Here is a 17,187-nt window from a genome sequence, read left to right on the forward strand (position 1 = left end):
ATAGAAAGCAGAGAAATATATATAGCAAGCTGAATACAACAGGCTAACGACAAAAGCCTACCTACAATTAATAAGTATTAGAAATAACACACAAAAGGCCGTATACAAAGCGCAATGTACAAGTGACTTTTTTAAAAGGCTTCAAGCAGACACAAAAAAGCTGCGTAAAGGTTCTCCATAAAATATGGGCCTTTATGCAGCTTTTAATTAGGTAAGTAATCAGTGCACTTTTACGTAAAATGCACTGTAAATAATACTACTGACCTTTAATTTCAGAGCGACCTTTATAGGTTGCAGCATCACCTAACGCTTCTTCAATGCGAAGAAGTTGGTTGTACTTAGCAACGCGGTCTGAACGACATAGCGAACCAGTTTTGATTTGGCCAGCTGCAGTACCTACGGCTAAATCAGCAATAGTGGCGTCTTCTGTTTCGCCTGAACGGTGAGAGATAACAGCCGTGAAGCCTGCATCTTTCGCCATCTTAATTGCGTTCAAGGTTTCAGTTAGTGAACCAATTTGGTTGAACTTGATAAGGATTGAGTTACCAATACCGTTATCAATACCACGCTTAAGAATTTTAGTGTTAGTTACAAACAAATCGTCGCCAACAAGTTGTACTTTTTCGCCAATCTTATTGGTCAAACTTGCCCAACCGTCCCAATCGCTCTCGTCTAGGCCATCTTCAATAGACACAATAGGGTACTTTTCAGAAAGGTCAGCTAGGTAATCACCAAAGGCTTCAGAATCGAAGCTCTTGTTTTCACCAGACAATACGTATTGACCATCTTTGTAGAATTCAGATGCCGCACAATCGAGTGCTAGCGTAATATCTTCATTCATTTTGTAGCCAGCGTTTTCTACTGCTTCAACGATAACCGCTAGCGCTTCAGCGTTAGAGCTAAGGTTTGGTGCGAAACCACCTTCATCGCCAACCGCCGTGTTTAGGCCTTTAGCAGAAAGCACTTTCTTAAGTGAATGGAAAATCTCAGCACCCATGCGAAGGGCTTCTTTGAAGCTCTTTGCGCCTACTGGCTGTACCATGAATTCTTGAATGTCTACGTTGTTGTCAGCGTGCTCACCACCATTGATGATATTCATCATAGGTACTGGCATCGAGTATTGACCAGGAGTGCCGTTAAGATCTGCAATGTGCTCGTAAAGGGCAACGCCTTTCTCTAAAGCCGCTGCTTTAGCTACCGCTAGCGATACCGCTAGAATGGCATTTGCACCATGAGTTTCTTTATTTTCTGTGCCGTCTAGGTCAATCATGATAGCGTCAATATCAGCTTGTGCTAGTGCATCTTTACCTAAAAGCGCAGGGGCAATTTCATCGTTAATAGCGGCTACGGCTTTCATTACGCCTTTACCTAAATAACGAGACTTGTCACCGTCACGAAGTTCTAGTGCTTCTCGGCTACCGGTTGAAGCGCCAGATGGTGCTGCAGCACGGCCCATAACGCCTGATTCTAAATACACGTCGGCTTCAACGGTAGGATTACCGCGTGAGTCCAGAATTTCGCGACCAATAATGCGACTAATTTTCGCCATGTTTTTTCCTTAACAATTGTTTGAGAACACAACGGGAGAAAGTGTTCCCTTATTAGAAATTAATGATTCTCTTTTTGATACTGTCCAGCTGCTGCGACAAACCCTTTAAATAATGGGTGTCCATCACGAGGGGTTGACGTAAATTCAGGGTGGAATTGACCCGCAATAAACCAAGGATGGTCAGGTATTTCGATCACTTCTACAAGTCGTTTGTCAGTGGACAAACCACTTACCTTTAACCCTGCAGCTTCAATTTGTTCGCGAAGGTTGTTATTCACCTCGTAGCGATGACGGTGACGTTCATAAATTTCAGCACTGCCATACATTTCATGCACCTTAGTGCCTTCAATTAAATGGCAAAGCTGACTACCTAGACGCATAGTGCCGCCTAGGTCTGAATTTTCGGTACGTACTTCTGTGGTACCCGCTTCATCAAGCCATTCTGTAATTAAGCCAACCACTGGGTAAGGTGTCTCAGGGTCGAACTCTGAGCTATTGGCATCTTCCATACCCGCTACATTACGGGCGAACTCAATGAGTGCTACTTGCATACCTAGACAAATACCCAAATAAGGTACTTTGTTTTCACGGGCGTAGCGTGCTGCCGCAATTTTACCTTCGATACCGCGCTCACCAAAACCACCAGGCACTAATATAGCATCTAGCTTTTCTAGAATTTGAGGGCCTTTGCTTTCAACATCTTGCGAGTCGATATGGTGAATGTTTACGGTTAAGCGGTTCTTTAAACCCGCATGTTTAAGTGCTTCGTTAACTGACTTATAAGCATCCGGCAATTCAACGTATTTACCAATCATACCGATGTTAACTTCAGCAGTAGGGTTAGACTCTGCATAAAGTACCTGTTCCCATTCTGATAGGTCGGCTTCTTTACAGTCTAAACCAAAACGGTCTACCACAAGTTGATCCATTCCTTGCGCTTTAAGTGCTGCTGGAATGCGGTAGATGCTGTCTACGTCTTTAAGCGATATGACCGATTTGTCGTTTACGTTAGTGAACAACGCAATTTTAGAACGCTCAGTCGATGGTAATGCGCCTACAGAGCGGCACACTAGAATGTCTGGCTGAATACCAATCGAACGAAGCTCTTTCACTGAGTGCTGGGTTGGTTTCGTTTTTACTTCGCCTGAAGCTGGCATGTAAGGCACTAAAGTTAAGTGCATATACATCGCTTTTTCGCGGCCTAGTTCGGTGCCTAGCTGACGAATTGCTTCTAAGAAAGGTTGCGATTCGATATCGCCTACCGTTCCACCAATTTCAACAATAGCCACATCGTGACCTTCAGCACCTTCAACCACACGGCGTTTAATTTCGTTGGTAATGTGGGGAATAACCTGAATAGTGGCGCCTAAGTAGTCGCCTCGACGTTCACGTTTTAGTACTTCTTCGTATACCCGTCCGGTAGTGAAGTTGTTACGCTTGGTCATACGGGTGCGAATGAAACGCTCGTAGTGACCAAGATCAAGATCGGTTTCTGCGCCATCATCGGTAACAAATACTTCGCCATGTTGAATAGGGCTCATGGTGCCTGGGTCGACATTAATATACGGGTCGAGTTTTAACATGGTGACGGTGAGCCCGCGAGCTTCAAGAATTGCGGCTAACGACGCAGCGGCAATACCTTTACCTAGCGATGAAACTACACCACCGGTGACGAAAATATAATTTGTCATGCGAAACCTAGAACGTTGAGTTGTATTGGGTAAATATGAGTGTAGTTTAGGAACTAAACTACCCATACTTTGGACGGGATAATAGTATACGCAAGTTAGTGTGAGCAGACAATCTGTTTGCCCACACAATCGCGTCTTTTACCTATTTGAGCGTGGCTTTCGCCGCAAGCGTTCCTTTTTACGACTGACTTAAACGCTTTAGCGTATAAATAAGGTCAAGCGCCTGGCGTGGTGAAAGTTCATCAGGGGATAAATTTTCCAAGGCTTCTAATACCGGATGAGGTTTATCTGGGAACAACAGTTGAGATTGAGCAGGTGAGGATGATGCTGCTTTTTTACTGGTTCGCTTATCGCGTTGCTTGCCAGTTTTATCCGCACCGGATTCAGTTTCAGAAATAAGATGCGCGTTTTCCAAAATAGCGAGTTTTTGCTGCGCCGCTTTAATAACAGGTTTAGGTACACCCGCAAGTTGTGCAACCTGTAAACCAAAGCTTTTACTTGCCGCGCCATTTTGCACACTATGCATAAACCGGATGGTGTCGTCGTGCTCTACCGCATCCAAATGCACATTAACTACACTTTTCTCGGTATCAGGTAACTCGGTAAGCTCAAAATAGTGAGTTGCAAATAAGGTGTAAGCATTCAGCTTTTGGGCGAGGTAGCTGGCACACGCCCACGCGAGCGACAAACCATCGTATGTACTGGTGCCGCGACCAATCTCATCCATTAGAACTAACGAATGTTCGGTAGCGTTGTGCAGAATGTTGGCGGTTTCCGTCATCTCTACCATGAAGGTTGAGCGACCAGATGCTAAATCGTCAGAAGCACCAATACGGGTAAATATCCTATCAATTTTACCAATATGGGCGTTTTGTGCGGGCACATAGCTGCCAATATACGCGAGCAGTGCAATTAATGCGGTTTGGCGCATGTAGGTTGATTTACCGCCCATGTTAGGGCCAGTAATAATAAGCATGCGCTGGCTATCGTTGAGCGTTAGTGGGTTAGCAATGAACGGGTCTTTCATAACCTGTTCCACCACAGGATGCCGACCTTCTTCGTAGATCAGCGCACTTTCCATACTTAACGTTGGGCGATACCAATCCAGACTTAACGCGCGCTCGGCAAAACAGCATAGTACGTCGAGTTTGGCCAGTGCTGCGGCCGTTTCAATTAGCGCATTTAAGCGTGGCGCGACTTCATCGAAAAGCGCTTCATAAAGCTGTTTTTCGAGGGCTAGCGCACGACCTTGACTGGTAAGTACTTTATCTTCGTGCTCTTTAAGTTCTGGGGTAATGAAGCGCTCAGTATTCTTAAGCGTTTGCCTGCGAATATATTCGGCGGGTGCTTTGTCGCTATTAGCGCGGCTAATCTCGATAAAGAAACCGTGAACCCGGTTGTAGCCTACTTTTAGGGTTGAAATGCCGGTACGTTCACGTTCGCGTTGTTCCATGGCGTCAAGATAATCAGTAGCACCTTGAGACAATTTTCGAAGCTCATCTAATTCGCTATTAAAGCCTTCAGCAATAACCCCGCCATCGCGAATAACCACAGGCGGGTTATCGATAATCGCGTTATTTAATAAAGCTTGTAGCTCTGGGTAAGTACTGACGGCCTGTTTTAACTCATTGAGCTGTGCAACGTTATACGCCCCCAACGCTTCTTGAAGGTCGGGCAGGGTATTTAATGCATTTTTAAGCCTAGCGAAATCCCTGGGTCTTGCTGAACGCAATGCCAAACGTGCCATTATGCGTTCAATATCACCAATCGTTTTTAAATGGCCGCGAATAGCATCTGGCTCATTGTCGATGAGCGCTTCTATAGCATCTTGCCGATTGTGTAACTCATGCTGGTCGGTAATTGGCGAGTGAATATAGCGTTGCAGCAACCGGCTACCCATGGCGGTAGTGGTCGTATCCATTACACTAAACAGGGTATTTTCGATACCGCCGGCTAAATTGTGGGTAAGCTCTAAGTTTCTGCGGGTAGCAGCATCTAATTGTACGCGGCTGTCTTGTTGTTCTTTTTGTATACGGCGAATATGGGGAAGGGCAGTACGCTGAGTATCTTTCACGTATTGAAGTACACAACCAGCGGCGCCGATACCTTTGGTTAAATCTGATACCCCAAAACCCGCCAGCTCTTTCGTTTGAAACTGAGCAGTTAATTGTTCGGTGGCGGTATCGATATCGAATTCCCACTCGGGCCGTCGACGCAAGCCTTTACGCTGTTCAATCAAGGGTAAGCTTTCAAAGCCTTCAGGATAGAGTAGTTCAGCAGGATTAATTCGTTGAAGCTCACCTAGCAAGGCATCATCGGTGTCGCACTCGACCACGACAAACCGGCCACTGGTGACATCTAATGTAGCCACGCCGTAGTGCATACTGTGACCGCAAACTGCCGCTAGTACATTATCGCGGCGTTCTTCTAATAAGGCTTCATCGGTAACCGTACCTGGGGTAACAATGCGCTGAACTTGGCGCTCTACAGGGCCTTTGCTTGTAGCTGGATCGCCAACTTGCTCGCAAATCGCCACCGACTCGCCCATTTTCACCAACCGGGCTAAGTAGCTTTCAACCGCGTGGTAAGGAACGCCAGCCATAGGAATAGGATCGCCACCGGATTTGCCCCGTGCGGTTAACGATATATCAAGCAGTTCTGCGGCTTTCTTGGCATCGTCGAAAAACAACTCATAAAAGTCGCCCATACGGTAAAACATAAGAATGTTAGGGTGCTGCGCCTTTATCGTTAAATACTGGCGCATCATAGGAGTGTGTGATTCCAAAAAATGCCTCGTGCTTTTTTTATTGCTGCTACTTGCGATAACTCAATTTGTTATATTAACAGAAGAATTATTAACAGAAGAGTGATTAAAAGAGCAGGAGTGCTAAAATAATCGCTTTTCGTATTTGCTGTGTATTATTGATACGAGTATGGAATTTTCAACCATTTCCTGAACTCGTTAGTTAAATGATAGCTCTCACCAATGAGTACATCGGCACAGCTTAATGCTTCAACGGCCGAAGCTGATGATAGCGCTGATAGCAATAAAGGACATTCATGGTACCTGACAATATAACAGAGATGGTGACGGCGTTGGGTAATGCGCTTCGTCGTAAAGGCTGGACGGTTTCAAGCGCAGAGTCTTGCACCGGAGGCGGCGTTGCGTTCGCCTTTACCAGTATTGCTGGCAGTTCAGACTGGTTTAATCAAAGTTGGGTGACGTATTCAAACGACGCTAAAATGCGTGAACTAGGTGTGAAACCAGAAACCCTGAATGCACATGGCGCGGTGTCGATGCAGACCGTTGAAGAGATGGCGGCGGGCGTTAAGCACAAGAGCGACGCGAATGTCGTGGTAACCGTAAGCGGTATTGCAGGCCCCGGTGGCGGCAGCGAAGAAAAGCCCGTGGGTACTGTTTGGTTTGGTTTTATCTGTGGTGCTAAATCAGAAACGATTAAGCAGGTTTTTGCTGGAGACCGCGAGACTGTTCGCTTGCATGCAATAGCATTTGCAATTACTCACCTACTGGCAATGTTAGCTGATTGATTAGATGATTATTCAAGAAGCAGCTAATAAGAACCCATTAAGCAAAATAAAATGAAACTCAGGTTGAAACTGTATGCTTGTACAGTATAGAATGCACGCAACACTTGGTAAGGTGTCGGTAAGCAAATGTTGATGCAATGAATGCTAGCTGTATGGATGAATAGTACTTTTAGTAAAGATAGCTAGTAAAAATAGCAAAGGCAGCTTCAACAAAGACATCACCAACTAAAGAATTTAACCGCTAATCCTAGAGGATATTGACGTGGACAGTAATAGATCTAAAGCTTTAAGTGCCGCACTTGGGCAAATTGAAAAGCAGTTCGGTAAAGGCGCTATTATGCGTTTAGGCGACAACCAAGCGATGGACATTGAGGCTATCTCTACTGGTTCACTCACCATTGATATCGCTTTGGGCATAGGCGGCTTGCCATGCGGTCGTGTGGTAGAAATTTACGGCCCTGAAGCCTCGGGTAAAACGACACTTACCTTGCAGGTAATTGCAGAGGCTCAAAAGAAAGGTAAAACCTGTGCTTTCGTAGATGCTGAGCACGCGCTAGATCCAATTTACGCATCGAAGCTAGGTGTAAACATCGATGAGCTTTTAGTTTCTCAACCTGATACGGGTGAACAAGCGCTTGAGATTTGTGACATGCTGGTTCGTTCTGGCGGTGTTGATGTCGTTATTGTTGACTCGGTTGCTGCCCTTACGCCAAAAGCGGAAATTGAAGGCGACATGGGTGACTCACACGTTGGTTTGCAAGCGCGATTAATGTCGCAAGCATTGCGTAAACTTACAGGTAACATCAAGCGTTCAAATACCTTGTGTATCTTCATTAACCAAATTCGTATGAAAATTGGTGTAATGTTCGGAAGCCCAGAAACAACAACTGGTGGTAACGCACTTAAGTTCTATTCTTCAGTACGTTTAGATATCCGCCGTATTGGCGCGGTTAAAGAAGGCGATGAGGTAGTAGGTAACGAAACTCGCGTTAAAGTAGTGAAAAACAAAGTAGCACCGCCATTTAAGCAAGCTGAATTCATGATTCGCTACGGCGAAGGTATAAGTAAAGAAGCTGAGCTTATCGACTTAGGTGTTAAGCAGAAATTGGTTGATAAGGCCGGTGCTTGGTACAGCTACAAAGGTGATCGTATCGGTCAGGGTAAAGCGAACGTAATGAAGTTCCTAAAAGAAAACCCAGCTATTGCCGATGAGATTGAAAAACAAATTCGCGCTGAGCTACTTTTACCTAAGACAGTGAAAGTTGAAGAAGCACCTGCTGCAGAAGATGATGCTCAGCAGTAGCGACTAAACTTACTATAAAATAGCGCATTTGTGTTATTTAAAAGCCCACCAAATGGTGGGCTTTTTTGTGTTCAAAAAACATACTTGTTAACACTTTAATTCTATATCTTGGATTGAATTAAAATAAAAAAACAGTAAAGCTGTAATAAAAATAGAAAGGCAAAGACTAGTACTGTAAGCATTCGATTTAAATAATAAAAAAAGGGAAGGGATAATGATTGAAATATCTAATCTTGCTAAACGCTTCGAGGTGGAGAACCCCAAAAAGCTAAGTGAGCAAGAGAAAAAGGATCCACGATTAAAAGGTCGCTACTTTCAATCAGTGAAAAATGTATCGTTTTCATGTGGTCAAGGAGAAGTGCTTGGTTTGCTTGGTCCTAACGGAGCAGGAAAAACCACTACATTACGCATGCTTTCAACCGCCCTTAAGCCAGATAGCGGCACCGTGGTAATTGATGGTGAAGACGTACTAGCCAACCCAATAATTGCGCGTAAAAAAATAGGGTTTCTGTCTAGCTCAACTGGTTTATATGGCAGGCTGACCGGGCGAGAAAATATTGCTTATTTTGGCGAATTACATGGCATTACTAAATCGACAATTTCTGCACGTATTGAAGAAATGGCTGACTTACTCGACATGCAGAGCTTTTTAGACAGACGGGCAGAAAACTTCTCATCTGGTATGAAGCAAAAAACAGCCATTGCTCGCGCTGTTATTCATGAACCTTCCTTAGTTGTGCTTGATGAGCCTACTACAGGCTTAGATATTATGGCCACCTCAACAGTGATGGACTTTATTCAGCGCCTTAAAGATAAAGGAACGCCAGTTATTTTTTCTACCCATCATTTGGATGAAGTTCAAATGCTTTGCGACCGTGTAACGGTGATTAATCAAGGCGAAAGTGTATTTAACGATTCCCTTGCCGCTTTTAGTGCGCTATCTGACGGAAAAATGCATAAAAGCTTTTTGCACACTTTAAAAATGAATACAGCGGAGGTAGGGCAATGTGGTTAATTTTTAAAAAGGAATTCAAAGAGTTATTGCGCGACCGTAAAACTATTATATTCATGATTGTGTTGCCTTTACTGCTTTTCCCATTAATTTTCGGTGTAGCCATGTTTTTCATGAATTCCGCCGCTGAAAAGGCCGAAAACGTTGTATTGAAATATGCCATTGTGGGCGAGCAATATGCGCCAGAGATGTCGCAACAATTCGCTAATGAAACTGACAAATTTACGATGGTGGATATCCAAGGTGAAGCTGACTATGCCAAGCTCATTAAAGATGAAACACTAGACTTTGTTCTAGTTATCCCAGAAACCTTTAACAACGAGGTGCTCACTTCTGGTCAGCATAAGCTGAAATTGTATTTAAATGATGCAGGCTTAAATAAAGTTTTAGGAAGAGTGTCTGAAATTGTCGATGTTTACACTGATGAATTTCAAAAAACGGCCTTTGCTAGCTTAGGACTGAATGAGTCACAGCAGCAAGCGTTACTCGCGCCTATTGTCATTGAAAAAGAAAACATAGCGGATGATCGTGAAGTATGGGGTGAACGCTTGGGCGGGTTATTACCTTATTTCATTTTCATTTTATGCCTACAAGGTGCTATGGCACCAGCATCAGACTTAGGTGCGGGTGAAAAAGAGCGCGGTACGCTAGAGACACTATTAATATCTCCGATGGAGCGTTATAAACTGGTATTGGGGAAATTCTTTACCATCGGTGTCGCGGGTCTAATTACAGCACTTATCACCGTATCTTCCATGGCCATATGGGGCATTGTTTTATCTCAAGGGTTGGCAATTGAATTTGTAGCAGAGGTGATGGCGATGATTGGCATCATTGATTTTGTGCTTATCTTTTTAATGCTAATACCGGTAGTGGCAATATTTGCCGCGGTCTTATTGTCTCTTTCTATTTATGCTCGATCGTTTAAAGAAGCCCAAAGTTATATGGGGGCACTTGTTATGGTAGTAGTTTTCCCTGTGTTAATTGCAATGATGCCGGGGGTTAAATTAGAAGGTGGTTGGATTTGGGTGCCACTTACCAATGTGGCATTAGCGATGAAAGAGTTATTCAAAGGTACTATGGATTATTTTGCCTTGTTCGGCATATTTACTTCTACAGTAGCCATCGCCGCCGCACTCATTGCATTTTGTGTGTACTGGTTTAATAAAGAGAAAGTGCTATTTAGATAAATTTTATAGTGTTTTAGCCTTATCTTGAACTTCGTCGTGTTTTAAGTCAGTATGGATTTTAAACAATGATGTAATTGTATTGCTGATAGGATGTCGGATTAATGTCAATTAAAAGTAAAATGGATAAGGCGCTCTTGATTCTTAAGAACCCACGCGTACTGTTAGAAAAACAAAATTACATTTTAATTCTGAGTCATATGCGTAGCCGATCTTCCTTATTGTCGCATGTTCTTGGCAGTCATGATGAAGTGTGTGGGTATGGTGAACTTCATTATGACTACCCCAAAAAAAGCTCGCTTCTTAAAATGCACGTGGAACTGCTAAAAGACACAGGGCAGTCAACAACCAAAGGCTTTTTTCTAGACAAACTACTGCATAACAGCTTTGTTGTTTCAAATGAGATTCTAGAAAGAAGCAATGTCCATATTTTGATTTTAATTCGGGAGCCAGAAGCGACGGTAAAAAGTATTGTTAAAATGGGAGAAGTAACTGGGGATGAAGGATATCTTGATGTAGAGGCGATGCTAAAATACTACACAAACAGACTAACCTATTTACATCGAATTGCTCAAGAATATGAAGGTGTTTTGATAGTAGACTCTGATAACATTGTTGATTCAACCGCTGAAACCTTGAGTGAAATTAAAAATTGGTTGGGTCTTGGCGCCGAATTGACCAGTTCATATAAAAAATTCAAGAAGACCGGGAGTGCTGGCCATGGTGACCCATCATTGAACATATCTGCTGGTGAAATAATAAAAACGCAAAATGACTTAGCGTTGGAATTTGACCCTACGCTGTTGAACAAGGCTAAGGAAATTTACTCGAAAGTAACTGGGTTAAAAACTTCTTAACTAGGCTTTAGTTGATTTTCTTACTTTGATACTCCGATGAACGTACAATTAATTGTCGCGAAACGAGTCTAAAACCTAGTAAGCGAAAGTGGTGAACGATGTTTTTCACTCCTTATACTTCATAATTTATATGCTTAACCACACCTTCCCACCCAGGCGGTATTTTTCCTTGAAGAACATAGGAATATGCCAGTAGTTCTGCAATAACAAAATACAACGATTCGGGAATATCTTGCCCTAAATCTAGTGTGCTGAGTACTTCGCTAAGATATGGGTCTTCATGAATAAGGATGCCGGACTCTTCAGCCATGGCGATAATCGCTTCTGCAAGGTCGCCGTAGCCTTTAGCGACGACTTTTGGCGCTGTTTTTTTGTCGCCACCATCATATTTGAGCCCAATTGCACGCTTCGCTTTCTCGCTCATACTCTTGTCTCGAAAATTTGATGTGGACGTTTATTTAGTGTGTCAGGAATATGACCCCGTTGAAAACTCATTTTCTCGATATTCAGCCCTAAATCAACCAATCGTCGTTCTAAAAAAGGCAAGGTATCAGCAACTCGAGTCAGTACGGTTTCGTTGGAAGTATAAAGGTCGATGGTAATGGTATCTGTGTCTATCTTGGATTTAGCTAGGAGTTGGCCCGCATCACCGATATCTAGCTTCATTGTGACATTCCATAAACGTTTCTCGCCATCTTTGTCTTCTTTTCCGTGTTGTCGATCTGGCTCTTTTTGCACTAAAAGTTCTGCGGGTGCGTAATGTTGAGATACAGAAGGTAATGCATAGAAAAAACTATCTTGCCCTTGAACCCGATTTTCGGCTTGAGCCACTTTGCTGTGTTGATGGTTCGCTAATAAGGTTTTTAAATTAGCCAGTAAGTTTGTGCGACTATCAAGATTGGCAACATCTTGCGCAACGCGGCTAGAGGGGGCAGAACCAGAGGTATTCGTTATTGTTTTACTTATAATGCTATCAGGTGAATCAATTTGTACTTTGAGAGATGGCTGTCTCGATAGTGCACGGCCTGCTAATGATATTTGTAATAATGCCACTAAACCTTGTACAAAATTAGAAGCGGCAATGGGAGAAGTTAGGGTTAGTGGCGTTACCGCGATAGCGGGAGCGTTGAGTAAACCATGAATGCGCGACGCTATAGATGAATCGGTATTATTTTGAGTCGCCTGCATGTTTTGTTGGGGGGTTGGCGTTGAGGTTTTTGCCTCTACATTATTTTTCTCTATATCCTGTGAACCAGTAACTTGATTTGCAGTTTTATCGTTTGTAGTGGGCGTATTTGAAGCTGCCCCAGTGTGATTACCTAGCGTATCTTTACCTTGAGTGGCAGTACCTTGAGAGGTATTGCTCTGTATAACATTACCGCGGATGCTGTTCCCCGAGCCACCGAGCAAAGCTATTAGCTGAGAAATGCCTTTTCGTAAACTGGTATCCGCGTTACCTGTATTAATATCTCCAAGGCCCGTTTTTAAACCAACAGTATTGTCATTTGTAAAAGCGTTACTCTCTTGGCTCGAGTTAGGTGAAGCAGGTGTGGTAGTTGTATTGGGTACCTGGGGTGTTACTAATGGTCTAGCGCTGGGTAATGCGTTGCTGTTTATTCCTGTAATTTGCTTTGCAATTTGACCTAATACGGCAGTGGTTTTATCGCTGCCTTCTACTGTCCCGCTAAGTATTGATGTTAATTGTGTTAGCGCTTGTTGAGTGGACCCCGTCTGACTAAGTAATGCTCGAGATAAAGTAATAATACCCTTGTGAACATCGGTCCCTTGTATCGAAGCACCTTTGCTATCTACCGCAGTTGAGAATTCTGGTGACAACTTAATTGATGACGAATTGGAAGCATGATTAGCACTGTCTGCTTTTGCTCGTTGAGCTACATTTTCACTACCATTTGCCGAAGTTTTTCCTGTAGTCTCAGTCAAAACGGAATTATTTCCAGCCGTTTTTTCAACTCCTTTTTCAACCATAGCTCCCACAGGTATAGCTGAAGCACTAAGTTTGGCGGCAAGCTGCTGTGAAGCTCTTGGAATGACAGCACCGCTATCGGATGTTGGGAATGTCAATACTGCCTGACTGGCAGCGGAATACGATGTTAACGTATTGCCCTTAAGGCTGAGCATAGATACTTGCTGCAAAGTATTTTGTGTTTGTATATTAGGCAGTAGCTTAGCGATGGCATCAGGTACATTTCCGTTAACAGGGGTACCATGTCCAAAGGCGACACCTTGAGAACGCAATGCATTGGTGAGCACAGTCGTAATTTTGCTGTCGATCACTGATAGAGGCGCGGCTTGTAACGTGGAAGCTGCTGATTGAGTACCTTGACTCGCTAAGTTTGATTGTTTTGCTGACGTTATTGAAACAGTCAATTTACCGGTATCACCAGGCACTTGATTAAGTGTGAGTGAAACCAGCTTGCCATTGTTTTTGATATCAGCGCTCAATTGCGCTGCGGCATCAGGCTTTAGTGATAAATTTAACGGCTGACCATCTGCTAGCGTTAGACTCAGTTGATTACTCGTTAATTGCGTAACCGTTGCTTGCACGCTAACGCGCATGCTCTGTTGTGGTGTCGGCATAGAAGCCAGCATCGTCGCTAAAGAAAGTGAAAGGGTTTTAAGCTGCATCGCGGTAACTTGACTGGTACTCATGCCTGTTTCAGTGCTAATAAGGGCAGCTTGAGTTACTCCACCTTGGCTGAAAGAGGTTAATTGAGGGCGCTGTGGCGGCAATAAATCTGTGCTTTTCAACAGTGAAACCTGTGTTGCCGGTTGCCCTTGTGTTTGAATAGCAAGTATCTGTTCAGGCAATCGCGCCACAGTTACCTTTGCGGCGGTATCGAGCGCCGCAGCTTGGGATAAATTATTCAGCACTGATGCTGCCGACGATTTCGACCCTGAAGTACTTTGAGTTATATTTGAAAGCAGTGCGCTTAACTGTGATGTCATATGGAGCTTATCGGCCAGGTGAGCGACGAGTTTAATCCGTAATGGAAAGTATAGGTAATAAGCGGGGCATATCATCGCGTTTGTTGTTGAAGTAAATCATATTTAATCATAATTCGCGACTGCGAAAGAAACTTACTGTGATAAACTACGCCGGTTTTAAACAGTGAATAGTAAAGGAGCGTGCGTGTCCGGTTTATGTGCATCTGGACTAACTTGCATAAAACGCGATCGTGTTTTGTTTGACGACTTTTCGTTAAATCTTAATGCAGGGGAATTAGTATATTTGCGTGGGCCTAACGGTGCGGGCAAAACCAGCTTATTGCGTATTCTTACTGGCTTGAGTTCGCCTGAGCACGGTGACGTGATTTTTAATGGCGCGAACATCAGCAGCAACCCTTCATTATATTATCAAACTCTTATTTATTTAGGCCACAAAAGCGCATTAAATGGTGCATTGTCTGCCATTGATAATTTGCGCTTTTGGCTAGCACAACACGGTATTCAAAATAAGGATGTTACCCAAACATCCGATATCGAAAGCATTTATCAAGTGCTTGAACGCTTAGGGTTAGTTGGCCTTGAAGATGTGCCTGTCAGATTCTTATCTGCTGGACAACAACGTCGTGTTGCACTGAGTCGGCTCTGGCTCAAGAGTGCAGCGGTATGGGTATTAGATGAACCTTTCACCGCACTTGATAGCGCAGGTGTAATATTACTTGAGCGTAAAATGAAACAGCATGTGGCAGACGGCGGCATGATTATTACTACTTCCCACCAAGCGCTGTCTTCTGAAGCGGGTGCGCACCGCTGTGTTGATTTGGAGTACCGGTTTTGAATCCCTTACTACTCGGTATCTTCAAACGTGATATGCAGATTGCGTTTCAGCAAAAAGCTGAGCTGGTTCAACCCCTCATGTTTTTATTGATGGTGGTTACCCTATTTCCCTTGGGCGTAAGCCCTTCTCCTGAAACACTGCAACGTATTGGCCCGGGCGTTATTTGGATTGCGGCTATATTGTCATCCTTATTAGGGATGGAGCGGCTTTTTCGTGATGATTTTATCGATGGTTCTTTAGAACAATATACCTTAAGTGGCATGCCATTGCCGGCTGTTGCTACGGTTAAAGTACTGGCACATTGGCTAGTGAGCTTTGTGCCCTTATTGATTCTGTCGCCGTTGCTCGCGATGTTTTTAAACCTAAGCACGGATATGTTTATAGCATTAATGCTTACTTTGCTAATTGGCACACCTTTGCTGTCGCTAATTGGTGCTATTGCAGTGGGATTAACGGTGGGGCTAGCACGGGGTGGACTGCTTTTAGCATTGCTTTTAATCCCCGTTTTTATTCCGTTACTGATTTTTGCCACGTCTGCTGTAGATTCTGCCGCACTGCAATTACCTTATCATCCTCAACTTGCTATTATTGGCGCCATGCTGTTACTGGCTGCTGCCGCTGCGCCGTTTGCCATAGCTTATTCTTTGAAAGTGAGTCAAAACTGATGTGGAAGTGGTTACATCCTTACGCTAAAACAGAAAATGCTTACCAATTGTGCCTAACTTTGCAGCCTTGGTTGTGGATTGGTGCATTGTTATGCTTGGCCGTAGGCACAGTGTGGGGGCTAGCCTTTGCACCACAAGATTATCAACAAGGTGATTCGTTTCGCATTATCTACATTCATGTGCCTAGCGCAATGTTGTCTATGGGCACCTATGTGGCTATGGCGATTGCGGCCTTGGTAGGAATGGTATGGCAATGGCGAACGGCCTATATGAGCATGATAGCCATGGCGCCAGTGGGTGCCGTCATGACTTTTATTGCGTTATTTACCGGTGCAGCCTGGGGTAAACCTATGTGGGGCGCGTGGTGGGTATGGGATGCGCGCCTAACCTCAGAACTTATTCTGTTGTTTTTGTATATCGGGGTTATTGCGCTTTATGGTGCCTTTGAAGATAAACAACAGGCGGGTAAAGCAGCAGGGGTGATGGCTTTAGTCGGCGTAGTAAATATTCCTATTATTCATTACTCCGTAGAATGGTGGAATACCTTGCATCAAGGGGCCACCATCAGCAAATTCGATCAGCCTTCTATTGCGCCTGAAATGTTGTGGCCGTTATTACTTAGTTTATTAGGTTTTGCATTTTTTATTGGGGCAGTGACTACGGTAAGGCTACGCAGCGAAATTGTGCGCCGTGAGATGCATCGCCCTTGGGTGCAAAAGTTAGCGCACGCGACAAGTGAGAATAGCTAATGCAGTTTGATTCATTCTCAGCATTTTTAGACATGGGAGGCTATGCCTTCTACGTTTGGTTATCTTTTGGTGTGACCTTTGGAGCAATGATACTGCTAGTAGTATTAAGCTTTCGGCAACATAAAGGGTTACTGAAGTCGGTTTTAAAAGAACAACAGCGTCAGGTGCGAATTAAAGAAGCGAGAGAAAAATCACACGCTTCATCAGCACAGTAAGTTGTAGTCAGTAGTTTTTAAAGTGAGATAGTGGCATGAACCCTAGAAGAAAGCAGCGTTTGGCGGTAGTGGGCATTGTTGGGCTGTTAATCGCCAGCGCAATTGGTTTAATGCTTTATGCATTAAACGACAGTATCGATTTATTTTATACACCAAGTGAAATTATTGAAGGCAAGCAAGGGCAAATGCCCCATGTTGGTCAACGTCTTCGTATTGGCGGTATGGTCGTACCGGGTAGTGTGAGCCGAGACAGCAAAAGCCTAGCGGTGTCCTTTGATTTAATAGATACGGGCCCCATCGTTACGGTGACCTACACGGGGATACTGCCTGACTTGTTTCGTGAAGGCCAAGGGATTGTGGCTACCGGTGTGCTTACGTCGGCAACAGAAATTACTGCGCAAGAAGTACTGGCTAAGCATGATGAAGAATATATGCCACCAGAACTGGCAGAAAAGATGAAGGGTATTAAGCATGAAAAACCTGCCAATATGCCCGTTACCGATGCTTCATCTTCATATCAGTATGAAGCGAGTTCAGAATTAGCGTCAGAAACAGCATCAGGGACGGGATCAGAGCCAAGATTAAAGTCTAAACCAGGAGGCCAGTAA

15 protein-coding genes are annotated in these 17,187 nt (G+C 44.0%); 10 read left to right on the forward strand and 5 right to left on the reverse strand.

Annotated elements, in window-relative coordinates; genetic code table 11:
- Positions 1-256 precede the first annotated feature (256 nt).
- From eno to mutS, 3 genes are all read right to left on the reverse strand, one after another.
- Positions 257-1,549, reverse strand: coding sequence for a phosphopyruvate hydratase (gene eno, locus ALT761_RS04250; RefSeq protein ID WP_129736812.1), 1,293 nt, complete (start codon positions 1,547-1,549; stop codon positions 257-259).
- 59 nt (positions 1,550-1,608) lie between these two features.
- Positions 1,609-3,240 carry a CTP synthase gene (locus ALT761_RS04255; RefSeq protein WP_129736814.1) on the reverse strand — a complete coding sequence of 544 codons (1,632 nt, stop codon included), beginning with the start codon at positions 3,238-3,240 and terminating at the stop codon, positions 1,609-1,611.
- Positions 3,241-3,418: 178 nt separating this feature from the next.
- Positions 3,419-6,007, reverse strand: a complete 2,589-nt coding sequence (gene mutS / locus ALT761_RS04260; protein WP_129740560.1) for a DNA mismatch repair protein MutS — start codon at positions 6,005-6,007, stop codon at positions 3,419-3,421.
- Positions 6,008-6,300: 293 nt separating this feature from the next.
- Here mutS and ALT761_RS04265 point away from each other — a divergent pair, with 293 nt between their 5' ends.
- From ALT761_RS04265 to ALT761_RS04285, 5 genes are all read left to right on the forward strand, one after another.
- Positions 6,301-6,789, forward strand: coding sequence for a CinA family protein (locus tag ALT761_RS04265; protein WP_129736816.1), 489 nt, complete (start codon positions 6,301-6,303; stop codon positions 6,787-6,789).
- A 262-nt stretch (positions 6,790-7,051) separates the two neighbouring features.
- Positions 7,052-8,092 (forward strand): recombinase RecA, encoded by a 1,041-nt coding sequence (recA, locus tag ALT761_RS04270; RefSeq protein ID WP_129736818.1) that lies wholly within the window; start codon positions 7,052-7,054, stop codon positions 8,090-8,092.
- Between the two features lie 214 nt (positions 8,093-8,306).
- Positions 8,307-9,107: an ABC transporter ATP-binding protein gene (locus ALT761_RS04275; protein ID WP_129736820.1), complete on the forward strand. Its 801-nt coding sequence runs from the start codon at positions 8,307-8,309 to the stop codon at positions 9,105-9,107.
- Positions 9,098-10,294: an ABC transporter permease gene (locus tag ALT761_RS04280; RefSeq protein ID WP_129736823.1), complete on the forward strand. Its 1,197-nt coding sequence runs from the start codon at positions 9,098-9,100 to the stop codon at positions 10,292-10,294. The genes ALT761_RS04275 and ALT761_RS04280 overlap by 10 nt, the downstream gene beginning before the upstream one ends.
- A gap of 101 nt (positions 10,295-10,395) precedes the next feature.
- A complete protein-coding gene (locus tag ALT761_RS04285) occupies positions 10,396-11,148 on the forward strand; it encodes a sulfotransferase family protein (RefSeq protein WP_129736825.1) in 753 nt (250 codons plus the stop codon).
- Positions 11,149-11,260: 112 nt separating this feature from the next.
- Here the strand turns inward: ALT761_RS04285 and ALT761_RS04290 are convergent, their stop codons facing one another.
- A complete protein-coding gene (locus ALT761_RS04290; protein WP_013785237.1) occupies positions 11,261-11,572 on the reverse strand; it encodes an EscU/YscU/HrcU family type III secretion system export apparatus switch protein in 312 nt (103 codons plus the stop codon).
- A complete protein-coding gene (locus tag ALT761_RS04295; protein ID WP_172602845.1) occupies positions 11,569-14,115 on the reverse strand; it encodes a flagellar hook-length control protein FliK in 2,547 nt (848 codons plus the stop codon). The genes ALT761_RS04290 and ALT761_RS04295 overlap by 4 nt, the downstream gene beginning before the upstream one ends.
- A 184-nt stretch (positions 14,116-14,299) precedes the next feature.
- Between ALT761_RS04295 and ccmA the strand changes: the two genes are divergently transcribed.
- The 5 genes from ccmA to ccmE are packed head-to-tail and all read left to right on the forward strand — an operon-like array spanning position 14,300 to position 17,187.
- Positions 14,300-14,950, forward strand: coding sequence for a cytochrome c biogenesis heme-transporting ATPase CcmA (gene ccmA / locus ALT761_RS04300; RefSeq protein ID WP_129736829.1), 651 nt, complete (start codon positions 14,300-14,302; stop codon positions 14,948-14,950).
- Positions 14,947-15,615 carry a heme exporter protein CcmB gene (ccmB, locus tag ALT761_RS04305; protein ID WP_129736831.1) on the forward strand — a complete coding sequence of 223 codons (669 nt, stop codon included), beginning with the start codon at positions 14,947-14,949 and terminating at the stop codon, positions 15,613-15,615. Before ccmA ends, ccmB begins: the two co-directional genes overlap by 4 nt.
- A complete protein-coding gene (locus tag ALT761_RS04310; protein WP_129736833.1) occupies positions 15,615-16,364 on the forward strand; it encodes a heme ABC transporter permease in 750 nt (249 codons plus the stop codon). The genes ccmB and ALT761_RS04310 overlap by 1 nt, the downstream gene beginning before the upstream one ends.
- Positions 16,364-16,579: a heme exporter protein CcmD gene (gene ccmD / locus ALT761_RS04315; protein WP_013785232.1), complete on the forward strand. Its 216-nt coding sequence runs from the start codon at positions 16,364-16,366 to the stop codon at positions 16,577-16,579. Before ALT761_RS04310 ends, ccmD begins: the two co-directional genes overlap by 1 nt.
- Positions 16,580-16,614: 35 nt before the next feature.
- Positions 16,615-17,187 carry a cytochrome c maturation protein CcmE gene (gene ccmE, locus ALT761_RS04320; protein WP_129736835.1) on the forward strand — a complete coding sequence of 191 codons (573 nt, stop codon included), beginning with the start codon at positions 16,615-16,617 and terminating at the stop codon, positions 17,185-17,187.

Source organism: Alteromonas sp. 76-1 (genome assembly GCF_900654235.1).
GTDB lineage: Bacteria > Pseudomonadota > Gammaproteobacteria > Enterobacterales > Alteromonadaceae > Alteromonas > Alteromonas naphthalenivorans.

Coding starts and splice junctions, on each gene's coding strand:
- eno (WP_129736812.1), bottom strand. CDS start 1,549: ATGGCGAAAATTAGTCGCATTATTGGTCGCGAAATTCTGGACTCACGC.
- ALT761_RS04255 (WP_129736814.1), bottom strand. CDS start 3,240: ATGACAAATTATATTTTCGTCACCGGTGGTGTAGTTTCATCGCTAGGT.
- mutS (WP_129740560.1), bottom strand. CDS start 6,007: ATGATGCGCCAGTATTTAACGATAAAGGCGCAGCACCCTAACATTCTT.
- ALT761_RS04265 (WP_129736816.1), top strand. CDS start 6,301: ATGGTACCTGACAATATAACAGAGATGGTGACGGCGTTGGGTAATGCG.
- ALT761_RS04275 (WP_129736820.1), top strand. CDS start 8,307: ATGATTGAAATATCTAATCTTGCTAAACGCTTCGAGGTGGAGAACCCC.
- ALT761_RS04280 (WP_129736823.1), top strand. CDS start 9,098: ATGTGGTTAATTTTTAAAAAGGAATTCAAAGAGTTATTGCGCGACCGT.
- ALT761_RS04285 (WP_129736825.1), top strand. CDS start 10,396: ATGTCAATTAAAAGTAAAATGGATAAGGCGCTCTTGATTCTTAAGAAC.
- ALT761_RS04290 (WP_013785237.1), bottom strand. CDS start 11,572: ATGAGCGAGAAAGCGAAGCGTGCAATTGGGCTCAAATATGATGGTGGC.
- ALT761_RS04295 (WP_172602845.1), bottom strand. CDS start 14,115: ATGACATCACAGTTAAGCGCACTGCTTTCAAATATAACTCAAAGTACT.
- ALT761_RS04310 (WP_129736833.1), top strand. CDS start 15,615: ATGTGGAAGTGGTTACATCCTTACGCTAAAACAGAAAATGCTTACCAA.
- ccmD (WP_013785232.1), top strand. CDS start 16,364: ATGCAGTTTGATTCATTCTCAGCATTTTTAGACATGGGAGGCTATGCC.
- ccmE (WP_129736835.1), top strand. CDS start 16,615: ATGAACCCTAGAAGAAAGCAGCGTTTGGCGGTAGTGGGCATTGTTGGG.